General features: G+C 57.8%; 19 protein-coding genes and 1 riboswitch. Of the genes, 16 read left to right on the top strand and 3 right to left on the bottom strand.

Annotated elements, in window-relative coordinates; all coding sequences use genetic code 11:
* The first annotated feature begins 18 nt into the window (after positions 1–18).
* The gene (locus RUM8411_RS18925) at positions 19–816 is read left to right on the top strand and encodes a phytanoyl-CoA dioxygenase family protein (protein ID WP_085824283.1); all 798 of its coding nucleotides are present in this window, start codon (positions 19–21) and stop codon (positions 814–816) included.
* Between the two features lie 18 nt (positions 817–834).
* On the opposite strand, the gene RUM8411_RS18920 is transcribed toward RUM8411_RS18925, so the two are convergent.
* Positions 835–1,698 carry a glycosyltransferase family protein gene (locus RUM8411_RS18920; protein WP_085824282.1) on the bottom strand — a complete coding sequence of 288 codons (864 nt, stop codon included), beginning with the start codon at positions 1,696–1,698 and terminating at the stop codon, positions 835–837.
* A gap of 120 nt (positions 1,699–1,818) precedes the next feature.
* Here RUM8411_RS18920 and miaB point away from each other — a divergent pair, with 120 nt between their 5' ends.
* The 10 genes from miaB to RUM8411_RS18870 all read left to right on the top strand — a co-directional run bounded on the left by miaB (position 1,819) and on the right by RUM8411_RS18870 (position 12,335).
* Positions 1,819–3,138 (top strand): tRNA (N6-isopentenyl adenosine(37)-C2)-methylthiotransferase MiaB, encoded by a 1,320-nt coding sequence (gene miaB, locus RUM8411_RS18915; RefSeq protein WP_085824345.1) that lies wholly within the window; start codon positions 1,819–1,821, stop codon positions 3,136–3,138.
* Positions 3,139–3,317: 179 nt separating this feature from the next.
* Positions 3,318–4,085 carry an outer membrane protein gene (locus RUM8411_RS18910; RefSeq protein WP_234995295.1) on the top strand — a complete coding sequence of 256 codons (768 nt, stop codon included), beginning with the start codon at positions 3,318–3,320 and terminating at the stop codon, positions 4,083–4,085.
* A gap of 160 nt (positions 4,086–4,245) precedes the next feature.
* Entirely contained in the window at positions 4,246–5,268 is a 1,023-nt protein-coding gene (locus RUM8411_RS18905; protein WP_085824281.1) for a PhoH family protein, read from the top strand.
* Positions 5,269–5,304: 36 nt separating this feature from the next.
* The gene (gene ybeY / locus RUM8411_RS18900; RefSeq protein WP_085824280.1) at positions 5,305–5,799 is read left to right on the top strand and encodes an rRNA maturation RNase YbeY; all 495 of its coding nucleotides are present in this window, start codon (positions 5,305–5,307) and stop codon (positions 5,797–5,799) included.
* 34 nt (positions 5,800–5,833) lie between these two features.
* Positions 5,834–6,721, top strand: a complete 888-nt coding sequence (locus RUM8411_RS18895; RefSeq protein WP_085824279.1) for a hemolysin family protein — start codon at positions 5,834–5,836, stop codon at positions 6,719–6,721.
* On the top strand, positions 6,718–8,217 hold the full coding sequence (lnt, locus tag RUM8411_RS18890) for an apolipoprotein N-acyltransferase (RefSeq protein ID WP_085824278.1): 1,500 nt from the start codon (positions 6,718–6,720) through the stop codon (positions 8,215–8,217). The genes RUM8411_RS18895 and lnt overlap by 4 nt, the downstream gene beginning before the upstream one ends.
* Before the next feature lie 39 nt (positions 8,218–8,256).
* Positions 8,257–8,305: riboswitch (SAM-SAH riboswitch) on the top strand.
* 5 nt (positions 8,306–8,310) lie between these two features.
* The gene (gene metK, locus RUM8411_RS18885; RefSeq protein ID WP_085824277.1) at positions 8,311–9,492 is read left to right on the top strand and encodes a methionine adenosyltransferase; all 1,182 of its coding nucleotides are present in this window, start codon (positions 8,311–8,313) and stop codon (positions 9,490–9,492) included.
* Between the two features lie 103 nt (positions 9,493–9,595).
* Positions 9,596–10,306, top strand: a complete 711-nt coding sequence (gene trmB, locus RUM8411_RS18880; protein WP_143534936.1) for a tRNA (guanine(46)-N(7))-methyltransferase TrmB — start codon at positions 9,596–9,598, stop codon at positions 10,304–10,306.
* A 68-nt stretch (positions 10,307–10,374) separates the two neighbouring features.
* Positions 10,375–11,721 carry a 3-phosphoshikimate 1-carboxyvinyltransferase gene (aroA, locus tag RUM8411_RS18875; protein WP_085824275.1) on the top strand — a complete coding sequence of 449 codons (1,347 nt, stop codon included), beginning with the start codon at positions 10,375–10,377 and terminating at the stop codon, positions 11,719–11,721.
* Positions 11,718–12,335, top strand: a complete 618-nt coding sequence (locus RUM8411_RS18870) for a (d)CMP kinase (RefSeq protein ID WP_085824274.1) — start codon at positions 11,718–11,720, stop codon at positions 12,333–12,335. The genes aroA and RUM8411_RS18870 overlap by 4 nt, the downstream gene beginning before the upstream one ends.
* 17 nt (positions 12,336–12,352) lie before the next feature.
* On the opposite strand, the gene RUM8411_RS18865 is transcribed toward RUM8411_RS18870, so the two are convergent.
* Complete coding sequence (locus RUM8411_RS18865; protein WP_085824273.1) at positions 12,353–12,832, bottom strand: YHS domain-containing (seleno)protein; 480 nt, start codon at positions 12,830–12,832, stop codon at positions 12,353–12,355.
* 218 nt (positions 12,833–13,050) lie between these two features.
* Between RUM8411_RS18865 and RUM8411_RS18860 the strand changes: the two genes are divergently transcribed.
* Positions 13,051–13,566 (top strand): hypothetical protein, encoded by a 516-nt coding sequence (locus tag RUM8411_RS18860; RefSeq protein WP_085824272.1) that lies wholly within the window; start codon positions 13,051–13,053, stop codon positions 13,564–13,566.
* Positions 13,567–13,575: 9 nt separating this feature from the next.
* Here RUM8411_RS18860 and RUM8411_RS18855 read toward each other — a convergent pair whose 3' ends face one another.
* Positions 13,576–13,983 (bottom strand): hypothetical protein, encoded by a 408-nt coding sequence (locus RUM8411_RS18855; RefSeq protein ID WP_085824271.1) that lies wholly within the window; start codon positions 13,981–13,983, stop codon positions 13,576–13,578.
* A 349-nt stretch (positions 13,984–14,332) separates the two neighbouring features.
* On the opposite strand from RUM8411_RS18855, the gene rpsA reads away from it, so the two are divergent.
* The 4 genes from rpsA (at position 14,333) to RUM8411_RS18835 (ending at position 17,573) form a co-directional block, all read left to right on the top strand.
* Positions 14,333–16,009, top strand: coding sequence for a 30S ribosomal protein S1 (rpsA, locus tag RUM8411_RS18850; RefSeq protein WP_085824270.1), 1,677 nt, complete (start codon positions 14,333–14,335; stop codon positions 16,007–16,009).
* Between the two features lie 271 nt (positions 16,010–16,280).
* Positions 16,281–16,565: an integration host factor subunit beta gene (ihfB, locus tag RUM8411_RS18845; RefSeq protein ID WP_037310872.1), complete on the top strand. Its 285-nt coding sequence runs from the start codon at positions 16,281–16,283 to the stop codon at positions 16,563–16,565.
* A 6-nt stretch (positions 16,566–16,571) separates the two neighbouring features.
* Positions 16,572–16,922: a lipopolysaccharide assembly protein LapA domain-containing protein gene (locus tag RUM8411_RS18840; RefSeq protein WP_200818609.1), complete on the top strand. Its 351-nt coding sequence runs from the start codon at positions 16,572–16,574 to the stop codon at positions 16,920–16,922.
* Between the two features lie 9 nt (positions 16,923–16,931).
* Positions 16,932–17,573, top strand: a complete 642-nt coding sequence (locus tag RUM8411_RS18835; protein WP_085824268.1) for a phosphoribosylanthranilate isomerase — start codon at positions 16,932–16,934, stop codon at positions 17,571–17,573.
* Positions 17,574–17,590 lie beyond the last annotated feature (17 nt).

Here is a 17,590-nt window from a genome sequence, read left to right as displayed (position 1 = left end):
ACGGGCACGGAGACAGAGATGACGCATCCTTTGATTACCCAGGACTTGATCGACAGCTACCAGAAGGACGGTGTTGTTTTGATCAAAGGGTTGTTTGCAAATCACGTGGACACGCTGCGCGACGGTATTGCGGCAAATATGGCAGAGCCGGGCCCGTACGCATCCGAGAACAAAAAGCAGGGTGAGACGGGCCTGTTCTTTGACGATTACTGCAATTGGCACCGGATCGATCAGTTTCGGGATGTGATAAAAAACTCTCCGGCGGCTGAGGTTGCGGCCGACCTCATGCAGTCACAAACCGTGCAGATGTTTCACGACCACGTCTTGGTCAAGGAACCGGGGACGTCGATGGCAACGCCGTGGCACCAGGACGGGCCTTATTACTTTGTTGAAGGTCGCCAAACGGTCAGTTTCTGGTCACCGCTGGACCCTGTAAAACAGGCGACATTACGCTGCGTTGCCGGGTCCCACCTGTGGGAAAAAGAAGTGTTACCAACGCGCTGGGCCTCGGAAGATGGGTTTTTCCCGGACGAGGGCCAGTACATACCCGTCCCTGATCCAGATGCCGAGGGCATGAAAGTGGTGGAGTTCGAAATGGAACCAGGCGATGCGGTTGCCTTCAACTATCGCACACTGCACGGAGCCCGCGGGAACCAGTCAGACCGCCGTCGCCGTGCTTTTTCGCTGCGTCTGGTTGGCGATGATGCGCGATATGTCGAACGTCCGGGTCGAACCTCTCCGCCATTTCCCGGCCACGACATGATCCCCGGTCAGCGGCTGCGCGAAGACTGGTTTCCGGTTCTGTTGCAGCGTTAGATCAAAGGCCCGGTCGGATCAGAACCACTGACCGGGTTCGATCAGCCCCAGATCCAGCAATTGGCTTGACGACCATTGAAACGGGACCGAGTTTCGCCAGCGAAACGTTGGGATGTCGAATGTCGATCCGGCGTTGCTTTTCAAGGCTTTGGCCGCTCGGAATGAGCAAATTGCTGCTGTCATGTTGTGGTGCCAGGGGCAGGAATAAGTATTGTACTCGGGTTCATCGAACGTGTGATCGGGCTGCAATTTCAGGTCTTTGCGGGACTTGAAAAGGGCGATCCGGTCGATGCGCCGTCGCTCGTACGGAATGTGGTCCTCGAACCGCCAGCGCAAACCACCTGACATATCCAACTGACGGTCGACTGGTTGGTCGTCTACGTCGTGGCGCGTGTGGGCGTAGTAGCCTGTGCTGTCCAGCATCGCGTGGTCCGGGGCGACACCGTTTGGAAAGTCGGTCAGATCACCCGCATACAGATCGACCACATGGCTGAGCATCGCATCCCGGCGCTCTTCTGTGTGAAAGGCCAGCAATTCGCCGACCGTACGGGTCTCGCAAAACGGAAAAAACAGGTATTCGGCGTTATAGCAGTAATACATCCAAAGCCCGGGCGCGGCCTGGATCAGCCTGTTGACCGTGTCAAACACCACCGTTCTAGGCGCGCAGGCCAGAGCGACGCGGTGGATGCGGTCCGATAGCTCGGGGTTCAGCGCGAAATCCTGCGGCATGAAGGCGATCAGGGATTTGAAACCCAGGTTCAGGTGGTGTTGGATGGTGCTGGCGATCTCAACATCGTCCTCGGCAAAGATCAGCGCGACAGGGCCCTTGGCCAGAGCGCTTTTGCCCGAGGTCAGAAAATCGTCAATTGAGTCGTACTGCATTGCCTGTCCGGTTCCACTTTGCTGGAATCTCCGGCCAAAATCGGGTAATCGCGCGGGCATTGCAAGCGGCGTTCGTAAGGTATAGACGACGCCGATCCCGCGAACGCAAAGGCTATGACCATGTCAGACCCCAAAAAGCTGTACATCAAAACTTATGGTTGTCAGATGAATGTCTATGACAGCGAGCGTATGGCCGAAACGCTGGGCGGGCAGGGCTATGTTGAAACCCAAAGCCCCGATGACGCGGATATGATTCTGCTGAACACCTGCCATATCCGGGAAAAAGCGGCCGAAAAAGTCTATTCCGAGCTGGGTCGGTTCAAAGGGTTGAAGGCCGAAAAACCCGATCTCAAGATCGGTGTTGCCGGCTGCGTCGCGCAGGCCGAGGGCGAAGAGATCATGCGTCGTCAGCCTCTGGTCGATCTGGTAGTTGGGCCGCAGAGCTATCACCGCCTGCCCGAGATGGAGGCGAAGACGCGCGAAGGCGCCAAGGCGCTGGATACGGATTTCCCCGAAGAGGACAAGTTCGAAAAGCTGAAGAACCGACCCAAGGCCAAACGAGGCCCGACGGCATTTCTGACCGTACAAGAGGGTTGCGACAAGTTCTGTGCCTTCTGTGTCGTGCCTTATACCCGAGGTGCCGAGGTCAGCCGCCCTGCTGACCGTATCCTGCGCGAGGCACAGGATCTGGTCGAACGTGGCGTGCGCGAGATCACTCTGCTTGGTCAGAACGTGAACGCCTATCACGGCGCAGGTTCGAACGGCGACATGACGCTGGCTGGTCTGATCTGGGAGCTGAACAAGGTCGATGGTCTGGAGCGCATTCGTTTTACCACCTCGCACCCCAATGACATGGCCGACGATCTGATAGAGGCGCATGGGACTTGCGAAAAACTGATGCCTTACCTGCATCTTCCGGTGCAATCAGGATCGGACAGAATCCTAAAGCGCATGAACCGCAGCCATACGGCGGAAAGTTATCTGCGACTGCTCGAACGCATCCGGGCTGCACGTCCGGATATCGTGATGTCGGGCGACTTTATCGTCGGGTTTCCCGAAGAAACCGAAGAGGATTTTCAGGCCACATTGGATCTGGTTGAGCAGGTCAAATACGGCTATGCCTATTCGTTCAAGTATTCCACGCGGCCCGGAACACCTGCGGCGGAACGGTCTCAGGTTGATCCTCAGGCGGCGGATGACCGCCTACAGCGCCTGCAAGCTCTGATCACGCGGCATCAGCGCGAAATTCAGGATTCAATGGTTGGGCGCACAGTCCGCGTCCTGTTTGAAAAACCCGGTCGCCTTCCGGGGCAAATGGTTGGAAAGTCTGAGTATCTGCATTCGGTACACGTGTCTGACGCGGATGTTGGAATCGGCGATCTGAAGGACGTTCGGATCACGTCGTCCGGTGCGAACTCGCTGGCCGGAGCGCTGGTTTGATCCTGTTTTAGGGTGTGTCCTGAATACTGTCGGTGGCGTTTGTTTCCAAAATTAACCCTTGATTTATGCCTTGGAACTATGTTCCGAGAAAGGTCAGATTTTCGGGGCGTGTGTTTTGTGCCCGTTAGAAACAAGATCTGCGCCGACCTGTTTTCAGGTTAGGACGATGGAGGGTGCGAGTGAAATTCCTGAAACGTTACTTTGGACCGGGCAGATATGTCGCCCTTTCGACCCTGCTGGTCTATTCCATCCTGTCCAGCGCGACAGTCGCGGGTAATCTGGATCAGGGCGTCACCGATGCGCCCGTTGTCAGCCCAAAACGGTTCAGCAGCGATGTAAACGCCTTTTACCTTGGGCTTTCCGGGGGCTATGCGACCGGGGGCACAGACAGGTTTGGTCTACGTACATCCACGGGGTCTCTTTTTGAAATAGGGGAAGTAGACCTGAGCGGTGGCTACGGTGGCATCCGCGGCGGATGGCGTGGCGTTTTGCCTGCCATGGGTGGTCGCGACTATGTCTACGGGTTTGAGCTTGGTTACGATTTTGGCTCGCTCGATGATGAAGTTTCAACTCAGATTGGCGGTGTGGATGTAACAGGTGGGTCCGAGGTATCTGATGTCTTGTCCGTGCGTTTTCGCAATGGGCTTAGCAACAAAAGCGGCACCGTTTTGTATTTCCTCACCGTTGGCTATGTGCAGGGTGACGTCACAACCACCAGCAGCATTACGTCCGGCACTGCGGTTCAGTCCCTGGAGGACGAAGGAAGTCGACCGGGGTTTTCGGCAAGCATCGGGGCCGAACACCGGCTGAATGAAAACTGGTCCATAACAGGCGAGTATGAATATGTGCAATTCGAGTCGGAGACGGTTGAATTCGACGGCGGGTTTTCAACAAAATCCACGCCGCGCTATCGCGGATTGAGATTTGGTTTGAACTACACCTTTTGATACCTACCCCTCAAAAGCCGCACGCCAAGGGATTTGCGGCAAGCGCGGTTTAAAACTCGGCGGTTTTACCATCCGCTACGGAAAAAATGAAACTGTGGCTTGCGCCCACCAAGATTTGTTGTCTACGCTCAAGATGAAAACGCCAACACAGGAGAACGTATTGGCCATCGGTGCCCTGACCCCACCGCAAAACGAAATGCCCCAGCGCGAGGCGTTTGTAGAATTTCCTGACAACCGGTTATTGATTGATCTGTGCGGCGAGTACGACCGCAACTTGACCGATATCGAACAGAAGCTGTCCGTCCAGATCGTGCGGCGCGGCAACCAGCTTGTTGTTATGGGTGACGAAGACGCCCAGAAACAGGCGATCGAGGTGCTTCAGTCGCTATACACGCGGCTTGAAGGCGGCCGCGATGTCGAGGCTGCGGATGTAGACCGCGAGCTGCGGATGGGCGGTGCGGAAAAAGGAACCGGTACCCGAGACGGCGACCAATTAGAGATGTTCAAGGGCGGGACGGTAGAGATCAAGACCCGCAAAAAACTGGTCGAGCCGCGCACTGATGCACAGAAGGCCTATGTCCAGTCCCTGTTCAATAATGAGCTGGCCTTTGGAATCGGCCCCGCCGGGACCGGCAAGACCTATCTGGCGGTCGCGGCAGGTGTGTCGATGTTCATCGGGGGTCATGTTGACCGGATCATCCTCAGTCGCCCGGCCGTCGAGGCGGGTGAAAAGCTGGGCTATCTGCCCGGTGACATGAAGGACAAGGTCGACCCCTATATGCAGCCGCTCTATGATGCGCTGAACGACTTTTTGCCGGGCAAACAACTGGCCAAGCTGATCGAGGAAAAGCGAATCGAAATTGCCCCGCTGGCCTTTATGCGCGGGCGCACGCTGGCCAATGCGTTTGTGGTTCTGGATGAGGCGCAAAACGCTACAACCATGCAGATGAAGATGTTTCTGACCCGGCTGGGCGAAGGCAGTCGCATGGTCATTACCGGTGATCGGTCTCAGGTTGACCTGCCACGTGGGGTTCAGTCCGGCTTAGCGGATGCTGAACGCTTGCTGAATACGATCCCAAATATCAGTTTCAACTATTTCACCTCGAAAGATGTCGTGCGCCACCCGCTTGTCGCCGCCATCATCGAAGCGTATGAGGCCGACTCGGGCCGCGAGACGAGGTAATCGTCAAAGCCCGAACAGGGCTTTGGACGGCGTGACATGAATCTTGAACTGATAATTGTTGATCCGCGTTGGCAGGGTCTTGAGGCGCTGGCGACACGCACCGTTCAGGCAGTGCTGGATCACTGCGACCTGGAGGCGGAGCTTTGCGAGATCAGCTTGCTGGCCTGCGATGACACCCGAATCGCTGAGTTGAATACGGAGTTTCGGGAAAAACCGACGCCCACCAACGTGCTCAGCTGGCCAGCCGAGGATTTGGCTGCAGAAACTGCCGGGCAGGCCCCGGAGTTGCCGACCCCGGACTTTACCGGAGAAATAGCACTGGGTGATATCGCTATTTCGTATGACACTTGTACGCGCGAAGCGGCTGAGGCCGGCAAACTCATGGACGATCACGTGACACACCTGATTATTCACGGAACGTTACATTTGCTGGGTTACGACCATATTCGTGACCTTGACGCCACTTTGATGGAGGCTGTTGAAGTCAATATACTTGGCAAACTGGGTATTGATGACCCATATAATGTGTAGAGATGGCCATAAGGCCGATTAATTGGATAGGTTTATGGGCGATACAGACGGCAGTTCTATGGCGGCGCAGAGCGCGCAACCGAAGAACAGCGGTGACAATGTTAACGAGAAAGCCGGATTTTTTTCTCGGATAGTGGACGCGCTTTCACCACAAAGCGACGCAGAGGTTGGCACGGCCAATGGGCACGAGGCTGACACAGTTCAGCCGCGCGGTATGATCAACTTGCGCCGGATGCGGGTTGAAGATGTCGCCATCCCAACGGCCGAGATTATCTCGGTTCCTTCAACCATCACCAAAGACGAATTGGCGCAGGTGTTTCGTGATAGCGGCCTGTCCCGGATACCGGTTTATGAAGGGACGCTCGATACTCCGCTTGGGTTTGTGCACCTCAAGGATTTTGCCTTGACCCATGGATTCAACGGGACGTCCAAGGAATTCGATCTGGTATCGATGCTGCGCACGTTGTTGTTCGTGCCGCCTTCGATGCCGATTGGCATTCTGATGACCAAGATGCAGACCGAACGTCGCCACATGGCGTTGGTGATTGACGAATATGGCGGTGTCGACGGGCTGCTGACGATTGAAGACCTGATTGAGCAGGTCGTGGGCGAAATCGCGGATGAGCATGACGCAGATGAAGACCAGCTTTGGGTGCATGAGAAACCCGGCTGCTATGTCGTTCAGGCCCGCGTCCCGCTGGACGAATTTGAGGCCGAGATCGGGCGTTCACTGACCAGTCATGAAGATGTGGACGAAGAAGAGATTGATACTCTGGGTGGTCTGGTCTTCATGCTATCAGGCCGCGTTCCGGCGCGGGGTGAGGTCGTGTTGCATCCCGAGGGCCCTGAGTTTGAGGTGATCGACGCAGATGCGCGGCGGATCAAGCGATTGCGCGTGATGTTGCCGGACCTTGTTGGATGAACCCTGCACAAGGCTGGCCCCTGTGGCTGAGACTTATACTGGCGGTCCTGCTGGGCGCGCTTGCGGCCTTTGGTCTTGCGCCATTTGGCCTCTGGATGGCGACGCTGCTAGCGCTGGTGCTGTTGGCACCGCTTTTTCTGTCCACTGAAACGCGGATTCGGGCGGCCTGGCTGGGTTGGGCTTTTGCGACCGGATATTTCGCCAATGCCCTCAGCTGGATCATCGAGCCGTTCCTTGTAGACGCAGAGCGCCACGCGTGGATGGCGCCCTTTGCGCTTGTCCTTATGGCGGGTGGATTGGGCTTGTTCTGGGCGCTGGCATTTTGGGTCGCGCGGCGTCCCGGTGCCAGAGCCGTTCAACAGACAACGTTTCTGGCCATCGCCATTTCATTGACGGAATGCGCCCGCGGTTATGTGCTAACGGGGTTCCCGTGGGCCGGGATGGCACAGGTCTGGGTCGATACGCCGGTCGCACAGTTGCTTTCGTTGTTCGGACCTTATGGTCTGGGCACGTTGACCTTGCTTGCAACCCTGCCTTTGGGCGCGGCGCTGACACAGCGCGGCGGGTTTGCCCTGCCGCTTGGCCTGACGTTGGGGGCTGTCTGTCTGGTCGCCGGATACGCCGCGACGCGGCCCGAGGTCACTGCCACCGGCAATGTTGTGCGTCTGATCCAACCCAATGCTCCGCAGCATCAGAAATGGGATCCCGAATTCGCGCCGCTCTTTTTTGCGCGTCAGATTGAACTCACAGCAGCACGGCCCAGGCCGGATTTGATTGTTTGGCCTGAAACGTCGGTACCCGCGTGGTTGGGCAGCGCGCAGCCTTATCTGGATGTCGTCGCCAAGGCGGCGCAGGGAACGCCGGTCTTTCTGGGCATCCAGCGTGGCGACGGCCCGCGCATTTACAACTCGATGATCTATCTGAATGAGGACGGCCAGCAGCAGGGTCTGTATGACAAACACCATCTGGCCCCGTTTGGAGAGTACGTGCCGTTTGGCGATGTGATGGCGAAGTTCGGCATTTACGGTATGGCGGCAATCACTGGTCACGGGTTCAGCGCGGGTCCCGGTGCTGCCCTGATGGATGCGGGTAAACTGGGCAAGGCGCTGCCACTGATCTGCTACGAGGCGGTGTTTACACAAGATGTTCTGTCCGCACCGGGCCGGGCGGATTTTCTGTTGCAGATCACCAATGATGCTTGGTTCGGTACGCGATCCGGCCCGTATCAGCATCTGGCGCAGGCCCAGATGCGGGCGATTGAACAAGGGCTGCCGATGATGCGCTCGGCTAATACCGGCGTGTCGGCAATGATTGATCCGCTGGGACGTATTACAGACGCGCTGGCACTGGGACAGGCGGGGTATGTCGACGCGGAACTGCCAGCACCCATGGCACCAACTTTTTATTCACGCTTGGGCGATAATCCGGTGATTTTTGCGCTTTTGGTGCTGCTTACGCTGCTCTGGCGCAACGCTGCACGGGGGCAAACACAATAACGGATTGACCCTGTCTTTGTGTGGGCGTATCCCCTCACATGCTTGTCACAACGGCTTCCTGGCGTGACGGGGAAATCTTAATGGAGCACTTTCATGTCCCGACAGAACTACACATTCACTTCGGAGTCCGTATCCGAAGGGCACCCGGATAAGGTTTGCGACCGGATTTCCGATGCCGTCCTTGATGCGCTTTTGAACGAAGAGCCAGAGGCGCGCGTGGCTTGTGAAACTTTTGCCACAACCAATCGGGTTGTCATTGGTGGTGAGGTGGGCCTGTCGGATCAGGACAAGCTGCACGACTATATGGGCCGCATCGATGAGATCGCCCGCGCCTGTATCAAAGATATCGGTTATGAACAGGACAAGTTCCATCACCAGACCGTCGAGGTGACCAACCTGCTGCACGAACAATCCGCGCATATCGCGCAGGGTGTCGACGCAGCCGGCGAGAAAGACGAAGGCGCTGGCGACCAGGGCATCATGTTCGGTTATGCGACCACGGAAACACCAGCATTGATGCCGGCGCCGATCCAGTATTCCCACGCGGTTCTGCGGCGGTTGGCCGAGGTGCGTAAAAACGGGACTGAACCGGCTCTGGGCCCGGATGCAAAATCTCAGCTGTCGGTGATTTACCGTGATGGCATGCCGGTTGGCGTCAGCTCAATCGTGTTGTCGACTCAGCACCTGGATGCCGCGCTCAGCTCGGACGATATCCGCGCTATCGTTGAACCGTACATTCGCGAGACCCTGCCCGAGGGCTGGTTGACAGCGAATACCGAATGGCACGTGAACCCCACCGGCAAATTCGTGATTGGCGGACCGGACGGTGATGCAGGTCTGACCGGACGCAAGATCATCGTTGATACCTATGGCGGGGCTGCGCCGCATGGTGGCGGCGCGTTTTCGGGCAAGGACCCGACCAAGGTGGACCGCTCGGCCGCTTACGCCGCGCGCTACCTGGCCAAGAACGTGGTCGCTGCTGGCATGGCCGAACGCTGCACCATCCAGCTGAGCTATGCGATTGGTGTCTCAAAGCCGCTGTCAATTTACGCCGATACGCATGGAACCGGCCAGATCGATGACGCGCTGATTGAAAAAGCTGTGGATCAGGTGATGGACCTGACACCTCGCGGCATCCGTCAGCACCTGGAACTGAACAAGCCGATCTACCAGCGTACCGCGGCCTACGGCCATTTTGGACGACAGCCCGAGGCAGATGGCGGTTTCAGCTGGGAGCGTACCGACCTGGCGGATGCGCTGAAAAAAACAGTCTGAGCTGAAACAAACCCAAGCGCGCCGCACCAGGCGCGCTTATTCGTTTCGGTGCAAGGCGTCGCAAGGCTTGCAACGCCGCAGCCCGCGCAGTATGGGCACGCCCATGAGCACCCAGACCCCAAAACGCCCGCGCAGAAACTTCTATGGCCGCTTCAAGGGCAAGACCCTGAAGCCCAGTCAAAAGACGTATCTCAGCGAAGACCTTGACGCCCTATCGCCGGGCGCTGTGGACTGGGATGTGAACCCCGAACGCACTCCGCTGGACCTAAAGGCGTTGTTTGGTGGCAAGGATGTCTGGCTTGAGGTTGGGTTTGGCGGTGGTGAACATCTGGTGCATCAGGCCGCAAACAATCCCGGTATCGGTATCATCGGGGCAGAGCCCTACATCAACGGTGTTGCCATGTTGCTGGGCAAAATCCGTCGGGCCGGGGTCGAAAACCTTGCCGTGCATCCCGGTGACGCGCGCGATCTTTTCGATGTCTTGCCCGAAGCCAGCATTTCACGTGCCTTTCTGCTCTATCCCGATCCCTGGCCCAAAACCCGGCACCATCGCCGCCGGTTTGTGACGCCTGAACACCTGGAACCTCTGGCCCGGGCCCTGAAACCGGGGTCGATTTTCCGCGTGGCGACCGACATCCCCGACTATGTCCGCCAAACGCTGGAGGAAGTGCCGCGCGCCGGGTTCGAATGGCTGGCTGAGCGCCCTGCAGACTGGCGCGAGCCGTGGGAGGATTGGATTTCCACCCGCTACGAACAGAAAGCCCTGCGCGAAGGGCGCACGCCGCATTACCTGACCTTCCGCCGCAAGGGCTGATTGCGGCTGGACCAAACGGCCCCAATTCGCTAATCGGCCTTAGACTGATAGCGCAAAAAGGAGCCCCCATGTCCGGACACGGCACGCCCATCCCGATGACCTCGCATCCCTGCGGCCCGCTGACCGGCACGGCAGAGGTGCCCGGCGACAAGTCGATCTCGCACCGGTCTCTGATCCTGGGTGCGATGGCTGTGGGTGAGACGAAGATCTCGGGTCTGCTAGAGGGCGAAGATGTTCTGGACACTGCCAGGGCCATGCGTGCCTTTGGGGCCGAAGTAACAGACCACGGCAATGGTGAATGGACAGTGCACGGCGTCGGTGTCGGCGGGTTTGCTGAGCCGGATCAGGTGATCGATTGCGGCAACTCGGGTACTGGCGTGCGATTGATCATGGGTGCGATGGCGACCTGTCCCATCAGCGCGACGTTCACCGGCGATGCCAGCCTGAACAAACGCCCCATGGCGCGGGTCACTGATCCTTTGGCGCTGTTTGGCACGCAATCCGTCGGCCGCTCTGGCGGGCGGTTACCGATGACCATCGTAGGTGCGGCCGAACCCGTGCCTGTGCGGTACGAGGTGCCGGTGCCGTCAGCGCAAGTGAAATCCGCCGTGTTGCTGGCCGGTCTGAACGCCCCCGGCAAGACAGTGGTAATCGAGAAAGAGGCCACCCGCGACCATTCAGAACGGATGCTGGCGGGCTTTGGCGCGGAAATCACCGTTGAGGACACGGATGAGGGCAGGGTGATCACTTTGACCGGGCGGCCCGAGTTGAAGCCACAGGTCATTGCCGTGCCGCGCGACCCGTCCAGCGCGGCTTTCCCGGTCTGCGCTGCGCTGATCACGCCCGGTTCAGATGTGTTGATTCCGGGCATCGGACTGAACCCTACGCGCGCGGGGTTGTTTACCACGCTGCGCGATATGGGCGCAGACCTGACCTATGAAAACGAGCGCGAAGAGGGCGGCGAGCCCGTCGCCGACCTGCGCGCAAAGTATTCGCCCAACATGAAGGGCATCAATGTGCCCTCTGAACGCGCGGCCTCAATGATCGACGAATACCCGGTGCTGTCTGTGATCGCAGCAAATGCCACGGGCACTACGATGATGAGCGGCGTGAAAGAGCTGCGCGTGAAGGAAAGCGACCGAATCGATGCAATGGCCCGAGGGTTGCGCGCCAATGGCGTCACCGTGGATGAGGGCGAAGACTGGTGGTCGGTCGAAGGCCTGGGCATCGGCAACATCCCCGGCGGCGGCACCTGCGAGAGCTTTCTGGATCACCGCATCGCCATGTCCTTCATGGTCATGGGAATGGGCGCCCAATCCCCGGTCTCGGTCGATGATGGTAGCCCGATTGCAACCTCTTTCCCGATCTTTGAGCCCCTGATGTCATCACTGGGTGCCAAGGTCGCGCGCACATGAGCTTTACGGTCGCCATCGACGGGCCTGCAGCGGCCGGTAAGGGGACGATTTCCAAAGGGGTCGCTGCGCATTTCGGTTTCGCTCATCTGGACACAGGGCTGCTGTATCGCGCGGTTGGCCGTCGTACGCTGGACGGAATGGAGCCTGTAGCCTCGGCCAGGGCTCTGACTGCTGAAGAACTGGAGCAGGGCGATTTGCGCACAGCTCAGATCGCACAGGCGGCCTCGAAAGTTGCTGTTATTCCGGATGTGCGTACTGCGCTGGTGGGTTTCCAACGCGCCTTTGCCCGTCGCCCAGGTGGCGCGGTTCTGGACGGACGAGACATCGGGACAGTTATTTGCCCTCGGGCCGAGGTCAAACTGTTCGTTACTGCCAGTGCCGAAGTTCGCGCAGAGCGGCGCTATTTGGAACTGAATGCAAAGGGTGCGGATGTCACTCGCGACCAGGTGTTGGCAGATGTCCGCGAGCGCGATGCGCGGGATGCCGAACGCAGCACCGCGCCGATGAAGCCTGCGGAGGATGCCATATTGCTGGATACCTCAGAGTTAAGCATCGAGGCGGCCCTCGCTCAGGCTGTGGCCTTGGTCGAGCAGAAACGGCCCGCGACGGGTTAACGCCGCGGGCCACTGGCTTAAAGCTCGCTGACAGCGATGCTTTTGATGTTTCCCCATTGATCGTCAGCCGTTTTCGATGTGGCGGGTACATCTTTCAGGAATGCGGCGCGCGTTTCAGCACTCAGGAACAGATACAGCTTTCCATCTGCAACCAGATACTGGTCCGGATCGCCGTCAAATTTCTTACCGACCGACACACCGAACGAACAGAACCCGCCATGTTGTGGCAGATAGGCGGCAGGGTTTGCCTCGAATGCTTCACGGTTTGCGGCGGTGGTGAAATAGTAAGAGGCACCGTCAAATGTTGCGGAGTTGGAGGCAAAACCTTCGACCGGATTGCCATCATTGACCAGCGCAACCAGATCGACACCATGCGCGGCCAACGGCGCGCCCGCGGCCGAGATACCGTTTGAAACGTTGATCTCATCGGCTGCAAAGGCCGGGGCCGCGATCAGCGGCAGGGTGGCAATCAGAGTCGTCAGGATAAGGGATTTCATTGCATTTTCCTTTTGTGTTCAGGGGCGGGTTGGTTGATTTTCCATCCGCTGAAACAAAGTTAGGGCGTGGGTTTTGAACGCGCTATCGCAGCAAGGCCAGCAAACCTTGCAGATCGTTCAAAGAAGTGAGCGTGCAGGAAAGGCTCTTCACTAAGCTTTGTTTGGTCAGTGCGCAGGCAGGTTCCTATGGTTAGGAAATTGCCCGCAGGAGAGAGACCATGATCCGACTAGCCCTAATGCTGATATTTTTGGCCGGAAGCCTGACAGCACAGGAGAGCGAGCCGCGCATGGACTACGAGCGTCTGGGCAATATCCTATTTGCGCTGGACCCCGATGCACAGCCGCATGGCCCCGGTTTTCAGATGACTGTGTCGGATGAGCTGGTTTTGGTGGTCATCGATTCCAATGCGGACCGGATGCGCGCCATGGTCCCCATCCGCAGCGCTGAAGGTCTGACCTCCGAAGACATGCAACGCATGATGCAAGCCAATTTCGACAGCACCCTGGACGCCCGCTATGCGATTGCCAATGGGATGCTGTGGGCCGCGTTCATCCACCCCTTGTCGTCGCTGGAAAAAGATCAACTGATTTCGGGGTTGGCGCAGACAGTCAATATCGCGAAAACCTACGGCTCGCTCTATTCTGGTGGCGCGCAGCAATATGGTGGCGGCGACAGCGAGAATTTGCAGCGTGATTTGATCGATGAACTGCTGAAAAAAGGCGAAGAGATCTGATACCCGCGGTCACACAGGAACTGGCACCGCCGCCCGATCCCCCAGCAGATACCGGATGACATCGACATAATCGAACACCAGCGAAACCACGAGTGTCAGCAGTACAACGCGTATGATCCACTTTGGCGGGGTCGGTATGTCGGAACGCCCTTGTTGCCGCCACAGGTAATAGGCCAGCGGCGTCCAGGCCACTGCATGTCCCAGACCCATCAGACGGACATATCCCATCTGCGAGAAGATCAGTATCACCCCAACTGCACCGAGCAAGCTGCCTACGACTGTGATCAATGCCGTCAGACGCGTTTGTCGCCAGATAACCAGTGTGATGGGCAGAACAAAGGCGCCAAACATCAGGATGTTCAACCAAATCTGAACCCATTGGGGTTGCTGCGCGACAATGAGGTCAAATTCTTCCATGGTTCGACTAAAGCTCCGGTCGCTGGGTCGATAAGTGTTGCCGGTGGGGTGCCGCAATAAACGGGTAGGTGCAACAGGGAAGAGCCGGGATCAGTGGAATGTGAACGCGGCAAGATTGTTTGGTCTGCTGGCGCGGAACCGCTTTCGACTTGCGAGACACCCGCCAAGCCGCTATAGAGCGCGCGTCGACAAGGCGATTTGAGCCATAAAACAATGAGACGAGCAGGGTCGGAACCAACCGGCCCTCTTTGTTTTGTGCACTAAGTCAGTTCGCCTGACCAATCTATTAAGACCGGCGGAGACAACCGCTCGGCCAGTAAAAACGTTATGTAAAGGAAAACACTGCCAGATGGCTGATACAACCATGGAGGAATTCGAAGCCCTCCTGAACGAAAGCTTCGAAATGGACACGCCCGAAGAGGGTTCTGTTGTCAAAGGCAAGGTTCTCGCAGTCGAAGCGGGCCAGGCCATCATCGACGTCGGCTACAAAATGGAAGGCCGCGTTGATCTGAAAGAATTCGCAAATCCCGGCGAAGCCCCTGAAATCGCTGTTGGTGACGAGGTAGAAGTTTACCTGCGCGCCGCAGAAAACGCCCGCGGCGAAGCTGTCATCTCTCGTGAGATGGCCCGCCGTGAAGAGGCATGGGACCGTCTGGAAAAAGCATACGCAGACGACCAGCGCGTCGAAGGCGCAATCTTTGGTCGTGTCAAAGGTGGCTTCACTGTCGATCTCGGTGGCGCAGTTGCGTTCTTGCCTGGTTCGCAAGTCGACGTCCGCCCCGTGCGCGACGCGGGCCCGTTGATGGGTCTAAAGCAGCCGTTCCAGATTCTGAAAATGGACCGCCGCCGTGGCAACATCGTTGTTTCGCGCCGTGCAATCCTTGAAGAATCGCGTGCCGAACAGCGTGCCGAAGTTATCGGCAACCTGACCGAAGGTCAGACCGTTGAAGGCGTGGTCAAGAACATCACCGAATACGGTGCGTTTGTTGATCTGGGCGGCGTAGATGGCCTGCTGCACGTCACCGATATGGCGTGGCGTCGTGTGAACCACCCATCCGAAATCCTGACGATCGGCGAGACAATCAACGTTCAGGTCATCAAGATCAACAAAGAGACCCACCGTATCAGCCTTGGCATGAAGCAGCTGCAGGACGATCCGTGGGATCTGGTTGCGGCCAAATACCCGCTGAGCTCGGTTCATCAGGGTCGCGTCACCAACATCACTGATTACGGCGCGTTCGTCGAGCTGGAAGCCGGTGTCGAAGGTCTGGTGCACGTGTCCGAGATGTCGTGGACCAAGAAAAACGTCCACCCCGGCAAGATCGTTTCGACCAGCCAGGAAGTCGACGTCATGGTTCTGGAAATCGATGGTGCCAAGCGCCGCGTGTCTCTGGGCCTGAAGCAGACTCAGCGCAACCCATGGGAAGTGTTTGCAGAAACACACCCCGAGGGCACCGAAGTCGAAGGCGAAGTCAAGAACATCACCGAATTCGGTCTGTTCATTGGCCTCGAAGGCGACATCGACGGCATGGTTCACCTCAGCGACCTGTCCTGGGACGAGCGTGGCGAGGATGCCATCCAGAACTACCACAAGAACGACGTGGTACAGGCCGTTGTGTCTGAAGTTGATGTCGAGAAAGAGCGTATCTCGCTGTCGATCAAAGCCCTGGGCGGTGACAAGTTCGCCGAAGCCGTGGGCGGCGTGAAGCGTGGCTCGATCATCACCGTTGAGGTCACCGCGATCGAAGATGGCGGCATCGAAGTGGAATACGAAGGCATGAAGTCCTTCATCCGCCGCTCTGACCTGTCGCGTGACCGTGCCGAACAGCGCCCCGAGCGTTTCTCGGTCGGTAACAAGGTCGACGTCCGCGTCACCAATGTCGACAGCAAAACCCGCCGTCTGGGTCTGTCGATCAAGGCACGTGAGATCGCCGAAGAGAAAGAGGCCGTGGAACAGTACGGTTCTTCCGACTCGGGCGCATCGCTGGGCGATATCCTGGGTGCAGCGCTGAAATCCGGCGACTAAGCTCGGGCCTCAGCCTTAGCCGGTTTTTCGGCCCCGCGTGACCGCGCGGGGCCGTTTTTGTTGCGAATCAATATGTTCCGATTTTTAGGCTTATTCCGGCGGTCGTTCGCGCTTGAGGCGAGGAATTTGGGCGAACAAGCGAAAAATTGCGTTACTTACCCGCAAAATGACCGCTTTGCCTAAAGAGTTTACGTTCCCCCGAACCGGCTTTTTTCCTATACTGTCCAAAGTAATAGACATGGTAAACCGGTCGCCTGGGAGGGAAATACTCATGATCCGTTCAGAACTGATTCAGAAAATTGCCGACGAAAACCCGCATCTCTATCAGCGAGACGTCGAGCGGATCGTGAATACTGTGTTCGAAGAAGTAACGGATGCGATGGCACGCGGCGACCGTGTCGAACTGCGTGGCTTTGGGGCTTTTTCCGTTAAACAGCGCGACGCGCGCGTGGGCCGCAACCCCAGAACCGGTGAGACCGTGCAGGTCGAAGAAAAATGTGTTCCGTTTTTCAAGACTGGCAAGTTGCTAAGGGATCGTTTGAACGGTAAAGCCTAGGCTATGATGCGTTACCTTCGATATGCTTTTCTGGCGGTCCTCGGGATCGTTCTTATCTCCATCTCTCTGGCCAACCGGGAATCGGTTGAGCTTAAGCTGATGCCGGACGCCTTTGCCGAACTTGTTGGCTTTAACCTCAGCACGTCCCTGCCGTTGTTTGTTGTCGTGCTGGGCGGTGTCGTCGCTGGCCTGATCATCGGCTTCCTGTGGGAATGGCTGCGCGAGCACAAACATCGCCGCGACGCCTCTGCCAAGACCAGCGAAGTGCGCAAGCTTGAGCGCGAGGTCAAGAAGCTTAAGAAAAAGCAGAATCAAGACCAGGACGAAGTGCTGGCGCTTCTGGACGAGGCAAGCTGAGGCCCTTTAATGCCGGATGTTTCTGTAAAAATCTGCGGCCTGACCGCGCCGGATCACGTGCGCGCAGCAACCGACGCAGGTGCGCGGTACCTTGGGTTTAACTTCTTTCCCAAATCGCCCCGCTATGTCACGCCCCAGCAGGCGGCGGAACTGATGGCGCATGTTCCCGTCGGAGTGGCAAAGGTGGCCCTTGTTGTAAACGCCTCGGATGATCTGTTGGACAGCATCACGCAGGCGGCACCTTTCGATATGTTGCAATTGCACGGATCCGAACCGGTAGACCGGGTGCGCGACGTTAAAGAACGGTACGGCTTGCCGGTGATGAAAGTGATCGGCGTGGCCGACACTGAAGATCTCGCCGCCATTGATACTTACAGCGAAGTGGCCGACCAGCTTTTGATCGACGCTAAGGCCCCCAAGACCGCGGTTTTGCCGGGAGGGAACGGGTTGGCATTTGATTGGCGTTTGCTGGCGGGGCGTAAGTATTGGCGCAAACCCTGGATGCTGGCCGGTGGGTTGAACCCCAAAAACGTGGCCGAGGCGATCCGGATGACAGGTGCTCAGCAAGTCGATGTGGCCTCGGGCGTGGAAAGCGCACCGGGGGTCAAGGATGCCGCGCTGATGCGGGCCTTCATTGACGCGGTGCGATAGCCCTTAGGCGGGACAAA

The organism is Ruegeria meonggei, assembly GCF_900172215.1.
GTDB classification, from domain to species: domain Bacteria; phylum Pseudomonadota; class Alphaproteobacteria; order Rhodobacterales; family Rhodobacteraceae; genus Ruegeria; species Ruegeria meonggei.
The sequence above is the reverse complement of the archived record's forward strand: the minus strand, read 5'-3'. Positions and strand labels throughout refer to the sequence as shown.